Annotated in this window: 4 protein-coding genes; 1 reads left to right on the forward strand and 3 read right to left on the reverse strand. The window is 44.6% G+C overall.

Annotated elements, in window-relative coordinates:
* The coding region (locus PHP90_RS13115) for an HNH endonuclease (RefSeq protein ID WP_299930831.1) at positions 1-2,349 on the forward strand (2,349 nt) is incomplete at its 5' end.
* 2 nt (positions 2,350-2,351) lie between these two features.
* On the opposite strand, the gene PHP90_RS13120 is transcribed toward PHP90_RS13115, so the two are convergent.
* From PHP90_RS13120 to PHP90_RS13130, 3 genes are all read right to left on the reverse strand, one after another.
* Complete coding sequence (locus PHP90_RS13120; protein WP_299930833.1) at positions 2,352-4,931, reverse strand: chemotaxis protein CheW; 2,580 nt, start codon at positions 4,929-4,931, stop codon at positions 2,352-2,354.
* 175 nt (positions 4,932-5,106) lie between these two features.
* Positions 5,107-6,543 (reverse strand): protein adenylyltransferase SelO family protein, encoded by a 1,437-nt coding sequence (locus PHP90_RS13125; protein WP_299930834.1) that lies wholly within the window; start codon positions 6,541-6,543, stop codon positions 5,107-5,109.
* Between the two features lie 61 nt (positions 6,544-6,604).
* The coding region (locus PHP90_RS13130) for a hypothetical protein (RefSeq protein WP_299930836.1) at positions 6,605-7,695 on the reverse strand (1,091 nt) is incomplete at its 5' end.

The following is a 7,695-nucleotide window of genomic DNA, read 5'->3' on the forward strand; positions in this document are numbered from 1 at the left end:
TTTACCCTCTTGCAAAGCTATCAAACCTCCGAAGTAGTCGTGACATTCAGTGCTGGAGATATCGACCGGGATGAAGTGAACCGCTATTTGGAGATCAAAAATCATCATCGTACTTCCCAAAATGAGAAGCGTCTGAGAATCGATTACCAAAACGAACTCTTTGAACGGATCTATCAAATCCGCTCGCTTCTCAGCCCTATCGAGTATCTCGATTTGGAACGCTATCCATATGCCTCCGAATCACTCTGCATCCTTATCAACGTCATTATCGATCATGATGCAGGGATTATCGAGAAGATGAACCGTCCGACGTTTTTAGGAACCAATCGTTATATGTATCTGGGGAATAATGCGGCGGAACAGTTGGGGATCATTTCGCGCGATCATGATGAGATGACACTCCTCAAACTCATCGATAAAACCTCTACGGCAATGGGGAAACGGCTGCTGCGAGAGCGGCTTTTGAATCCAATCTGCGATGCCAAACTTCTCGAAGAGCGCTACGACCTGATCGATAAGATGGGTGATCATATTGCGCCGTTTGAGACAAAACTCAAAGAAGTGTACGATCTGGAGCGGATTTTACGCCGTCTGAAACTCGGGAAACTTCATCCGTTCGAACTGGCTTATTTTTACGCATCATTGAGTGCGGCTGAAAGCCTCTTTAGCGATGCGGACAGACTTGGGATCGGATACGATAAGTCGAGCGCTCAGGAGTGCCGCCTGTGTGCTTCTGAGATGAGACGGATCTTTAATATCGAAGCGTGTGCGAAATTTCGGCGCGATCAGGTGGATGAGAATCTCTTTAATGAGGGGATCGATCCCTCCATCGATGCGCTGGAGCAGTTACAGAGTGATAATCTTTCAAAACTGGGTACCATCATAGATCATATCGATACATTTTTCGAATCGGGCGGCTCTTACGCACAGGTCGGATGGCTGGAAAGCGAAGGGTATCATTTATTGATGACTCGGAACCGTTATGTGAGTGTCGAAGAAGCGCTTCATAACAGTTTTTTTACACTGGACAATCAGCACTATTTTTTCCGCGATTTTCAAATCCGCAAACTCAAAACGACGGTCAAACTCTCCTCCACCCTTTTGGATGAACTCTCCATCGAAAATGCGGGGGCAAAATCACGGATGATCGCGCAGGTCAAAGAGCGCTATCGTGAACATCTAGAAGAGATCGAGAGACGGTTTTCCCATGCGATCGAGCATCTGATCTCTTTTCTCGCCGTCGTAGATGTTTCGTTGAGCGGCGCAAAGTGTGCTAAGCAATACCGTTACATTCGACCTACTATCGTTTCATCTCCAAAAGCGTTTATAGAAACAGTCGGTCTCCGCCATCCTTTGATCGAATCACGCGAAGAGAACGGTATCTTTGTTCCGAATGATCTCTTTTTAGGATCTGTTTCGGAACATACTTATGCGGAACATACGACGATAGAAAACGGTGAAGATGTCAAAGGGGTCTTGTTGTACGGGATCAATTCCAGCGGGAAGTCTTCGCTGATGAAGAGTATCGGCCTCTCAGTCGTGATGGCACAGGGTGGATTTTTCGTACCATGTGCCATGATGCGGTTTTCTCCCGTCGATAAGCTTCTGACCCGTATTGTGAGTAAAGACAATCTCTACAAAGGGCTTTCGACCTTTGCGGTTGAGATGCTGGAGTTGCGAAACATCTTTAACCGTGCAACGGAGAATACCCTCATTCTCGGGGATGAGATCAGTCATGGAACCGAGACCGAATCCGCACTTGCCATTGTTGCCAGTGCGATCCTAAAACTGCGTGAGATCGGCAGTATGTTTATTTTCGCGACCCATCTGCATCAACTCTCTTCATTGGCAGAAATCCAAAAAGCGCGTGAGATCGTATTGCTCCATTTAGGTGTCTATTACGATGAGGCGAGCGACAAACTGGTTTATGACCGCAAGCTCAAAAGCGGCAGCGGTTCGACGCTGTACGGGCTGGAATTTGCCAAATCGCTTCACATGGACGAAACCTTTTTGAAAAAAGCCTATGAGATTCGGGGACGTATCACGGACAAGACGCATGAAGCATCGATGCTGAAGCGCGAAAAGAAAAGCCGTTATAACAACAAGCTCTTTTTGACCAAATGCGCATTATGCGATGAAGCGGTCGATGAGGTACACCATATCGTACCTCAGGCGAATGCGGATGACGGCGGATCGATTGGTCATTACGGGATGAATCACCGCTATAACCTGATTCCGTTGTGTGCGAAACATCACAGACTCGTCCATGAGGGAAAAATTTCCATTCATGGATTTGTGATGGGTGAGGACGGTTTGCGTCTCAGTTACAGCGAAAACATCGAACTGTAAGTTTACGCCATCACTTTGTGCATCGGATTAGAATAGGGTTGTACAAGCTGCAAATAGATTTTCGGAATGTCTAGGATCGAAATCATCTCATTCCCGAAATCTTCGGCACGATCGGGAATGATGACCGCTTTTGTCAGCGAATTTTCATTTTTCAAAATATTGCTGTAGTGGCTGATGGAACGGATCGGAATTTCAGGACTGCTGTAAATAGCATCCACAGCCAATCCGAGATAAACGACCTGTTTTTCAAGCACTGTTTTTACCAAAATGACAGTGTCGCGCTCTTTATCGTACTTTTTCTCCTTCCCGAGCAATTTAGCAAGTGAAATAACGCTAATCATCCGTTTGTCATAGCTGATGACACCGAGATTGTATTCACTGGCATGCAGTATTGAGGTGAGTTCTTGATGAGCAAGGGAACAGACGACATTTTTTGATTCGATTGCAAAGAGTGATCCAGAAACGAAAAAGGTAGAAATTTCAGTAGTCTCTTCGGTACCGTTTGCTTTCGGATACGTGTAGATACGCTGGGCTGGGACTTCAGTTTCAAGGACTTGCATCGCACCGATAGGGCGGTATAGAAGTGCGATAAGATCGTTGTCGTATCCGTCGCTTTGTTTGTATTCCCGATATCCGTTTGAGCAGGTTGCACCGAGTGCGTAATAGACTCCGTTATAAGGGAGAATCTGTGCATCGCTTTGTCCCGGAGAAAGTTCCAAGACGGAAACCGGAAGTTGGAGGGTCTCTCCGACATTGATAGTTGACGTTGTGGAAGAGATGACACGACCGCTGCGATCGATAAAGAGTGCAAACATCCCCTCCGGTATGAGATGATTTTCGTCTTTTGGGAGAGTGTCGTGCAGCATTGCTTCAAACTGTGATTCCGCATCAAAGACGATTCCGATCCCTCCTACATTTTCCTCATTAAAGTTGCGGATACAGGCATTATAGATATAGGTGGAACGGTTGGCATAATAAGGGCTCGGCTCGAAAGCTGAAACGACATACTCCTGAGTGGTTTTAAGATCCAGTGTTTCAAGCGCCCATGAATAGCCTACTTTTTTCCCAATGATTGCATTATCGGATGGATTGGAGACCGCTATAATGGTTCCTTCTCGATCATAGATAAACATAGTGCTATAGACGGTATAAAGACCGTTGATATATTCTAAAATCGTATTCATTTTTTCCCGTTCTTCATTACTCGGGTTTGTATGCGAGAGGGATTCTCGAAAGGTGGTCGTCAGTGCCCACCATCGGCAATCATTCGCCCGTTCATACAAGTTGCGATCCATAATGTCTATTGCAAGAGAAGATTGGAACTTTAACGCTTCCAGATGCTGGATCAGCATAGCCGTATTCAAGTTGGCGACGGTATGATCGAAAACCCGTTTGGTTTCTTCTCCGGTTTTTGATATCTCGGAGAGGAGTGCTTTGGTAAATGGACTTTCGTGGCCGGCCGAATTAGCGATTTGGACATTTCCGTTCCAGACCGTAATATCGAGTTCGCTTTGGATTTTTTTGGCTTTTGCCAAAATATCCTGGAGCTCTTGGGGATAATAGGTTTTTGCATTGGCCACCGTATCAAACAGATCATTTTTTAAAAATGTGGAGCGCGAAGAGGTACGAAATGCCAAGTGAAGCGGCACCATTGCATGTCCGATCCATCCCGAACCGTTGTATCCCTGATAACCTGTAGTTTTGACCGCTTTGTAGAGGTATTCAAAGCCGGCATAATAGGTTTGCTGATCCTCATTGTTGCGCGGAGTCAGATGGGAACCGACCGGAACATGATGTGCTGATGAAGAGGCGATTACTTCACTGTATGGATTGAGCAGTTCGAGTGCAATATAAGGATTATCGCGGGTTAGTTTATGAAAAATACTTTTGAGTTCATTTTCAAAACGGAATATCAGACACAATACTCCTAGCGGTTCATCATTTTCGGGGTTACAGACACGATACGAATAGATGAGAGAAGGTTTATGGTGGGTAAGATCACTTGCGCGATAGGTCTCGACATATCCCTGATAGGTTCGCAGAGACTCTTGGATCAGCGGATCTTTTGAAAATGTCACGGGATTAGCCGTGTCGAGCTGTACTAGAACTTTTCCTTTTAGATCGAGGAGAATGATATTTTCATAGACACTGTATTTGGATACGTATTCTGCGAATCGCTCCGTCAGTGCCTCTTTTTTCTTCATTTTGATTTCGCGCATCTCTTCGGAGGCGGACATATCGGTCGAATGCAAAAAGAGAAGATAATCGCGGATATCATCATCGGTAGCGAGGAAACCGATATCGGCAGTGCGTTCGAAAAGATTGCGGATCAAAATATCAATCGCTGTTTGTGCTTTGGACTCGAGTTCATTGAGACTTTTGTTAAAGGTCTCTTCGATCAGACGCTTTAGCGGTTCGTCGAGTAAGTCTTCAAACGCTTTGCGTGTTTCACTCGTATCCATACCGATATTGGACATTGATCCCAGAAGTGTGAGTAAATCCCATTTCCCTGAGAGGGTATTCATATTTTTTTCAAAATTTTGGACGTCGGGCATATAACTGATAAGATGGCTGCGCTGCATAAGTGTTCCTGCACAAAATAATTTAGGGTGAATAATGGTGACAGTATAAAGAGGTATTGAAAAAATTCAGGAGCTATACTGATCAAAAAATAATCATTTTTTAATGGGTTACATTCTGATTACAAAATGTTTGTTTAATTAATCTACTACTTGGAAATGTATGAAAAGTTGCCTGCTAAGAGGAACAACTCAGTTTTAGATTTGTATGCTGCTGCGGAGTCACACCGGCATAGCGTTCAAACGGTTCATGTTCATCATAAGGATTTTGAGCCAGAATGAGGAGATCATTGACAAGGGCAAAATCGTCTTTTTCCGCAGCGTCAATCGCTTCTTGGAGAATATAATTTTTGAGAACATATTTTGGATTGGTGTAGAGCATTTGCGTATGGCGATCGTGTGTGGAGAGAGTATTCTGTGCAAGACGCGTATCATAGGTATCAAGCCATTCATTTAGCTGATTCGGTGCAAGCGTTAATGCCAGCAGAACGTCTCTATTACCGCCATAGCGGCTGAGAGTACGAAAAAACGGAGTCATATCAATACGTCCGTTTTCCATAACGGAGAAGAGTGTTCTGAATAGATCGCTGTCATTTTCCTGCGGTGTATCGAGGCCGAGTTTAGCACGTAAAAGTTCCATAAGCCGAGTTGTGAAATAGCTGCCGTACTTTTCCAATTCTGTTTGGAGCTTCTCATGGGTGACAAGAGGGGAAAGGGCATGGGCAAGACGTTCCAGATTCCAATACCCGATACGGGGTTGATTATCGTAGCTGTACCTGCCTTGTGCATCGGTATGGTTACAGATGTAACCGCTCTCAAACGTATCCATAAAGGCAAAGGGGCCATAATCGATGGTAATACCGATGGCGGACATATTATCGGTGTTCATCACTCCGTGGTTAAATCCAACCGATTGCCAACCAGCGATCATCTCTGCGGTACGTTTGACGATCTCTCCGTACATTTTGAGATAGGCATCTTCACTTTCTACAAACTGCGGGAACGATTCCTGGAGCAAAAAGTCGGCTAAACTTTCAAGCTCTTTGTGCTTGTTGGTATGAAAAAAATACTCGAAACTTCCAAACCGTATCCATGACGGGGCCAAACGCAAGACAATGGCACCTCGTTCCCATCTCTCCCGAGCTACTTTTTCATCAGAACTGATTAGTGCCAATGCGCGACTGGTAGGAATTCCAAGAGCGTTCATCGCTTCACTTATCAAATATTCGCGGATAGAGGAACGTAATACGGCCCGTCCGTCGCCTTGGCGGGAATAAAGTGTTTGTCCTGAACCTTTAAGCTGCAGATTCCATCCATTGGCACATCCTAGATTAATAGCACGGCCATCACCGAGACGCGGGACGTAATAGCCGAATTGATGGCCGGCATAGCACATGGCATAAGGGCGTGAGCCTTCTAAAAATAAAGTCCCGTTCAGAAGTTTTTCGAGTTCTTCGTCAGTAAGGTGCGCAGGGTCAAGTCCCAAGAGTTTGGCGGCTCCCGGATTAAAACTGACAAGCCGCGGATTATGCAGCGGTGTGGGTGCAACTTCATGATAGAAGATCGGATCAAGTGACAAATAGGGGGTGTTAAGGGTTAGATTTGATAATTTCATAGAAGAGTTTTACCGTAAGAAGTTAAAACCCACGGTGTGTTCTAAAAGGAGTTTGTTTTTTTTAGGATTCTAAGAGAAGTTTTTTCTCGTCTCCCTCTTGACGCAATCGTATATGGGTCACTTTTCCCTCGGGAGAGAGAGCGTATTCTTTATGACTCTTAGGGTCGATAAATACAACTCGGTTATGCCCGTTGTAAAGATTGTGGTGGGTGATACAGGCATGGATATCAGCAGCATAGTTTTTTTCGAGTTCATCACGCAATGCATGGAGCGCGAGCTCTTCTTCTTTTAGTTTTTCTGAAAATTCTTTGAGTGCATTCACTTCTGCTTTATACTGCATCAAACGGACAACATCACCTTTTGCAGGATCAACTCCATTCTTTTGTGCTTCGAGGACGCGTTGTTGAAAGAGTTTTATACGGCTGTTCTTTTCTTTGAAAGAGAGTTGTTTCGTAATAAACTCTTTACTCTGTTCTTGTAAACGGGACGTTTTATCACGAATAGCTATTTCAAATGATGCAATTTTTTCATGATAGCTTTCGATAGCGTCGGGATTGATGATGAGGTTGTTTCCCGCTCCTTCGATACGCTGTATTTCGATAAGTTCAAGCGCCGTAATTTTGGCGTTAGAATGGAGTGTATCGATATACACTTTGTGGGCGATAATCTCTCCGCCTACCATCGTCTTAACACGTACAGTTTCCGCTTCGATTTTCCCTGCTTCCAAAATATCGATGTTGGCCTCTTTGGCTTTGAGATTGCCGCGATGGAGGTGAATAGTGGCGACTTCAGTTACGTTGATCTGAGATTTTTTATGGGTTTGGGCACCGATATTGACTTCGCATGCCTGAATATTCGAATTGCTTCCTACCGTTCCGCTGACATCCAGTTTCTGAACATCGATATTGACCCCTGATCCGATGGAATCCTCATTTGAAACTTTCTTTTTGATTTTTAGTGAAATTTCTTTGTCGATTCCTGCTTCAATAGAACCTGTTTTTTTGAAACTGGCAGATTCAATTTGAAGTTCATGCGAAATCGTAAAGACACCTTTGTGACGTTGAACGTAGCCGGATGCATTGGCATAAAAACGGATACTGGCAGTGTCTTCTTGAGCGGTAATGGTTTTTTCATCGATAACAATGTATTTGG

The sequence above is a fragment of the Sulfuricurvum sp. genome, assembly GCF_028712165.1.
GTDB lineage: Bacteria > Campylobacterota > Campylobacteria > Campylobacterales > Sulfurimonadaceae > Sulfuricurvum.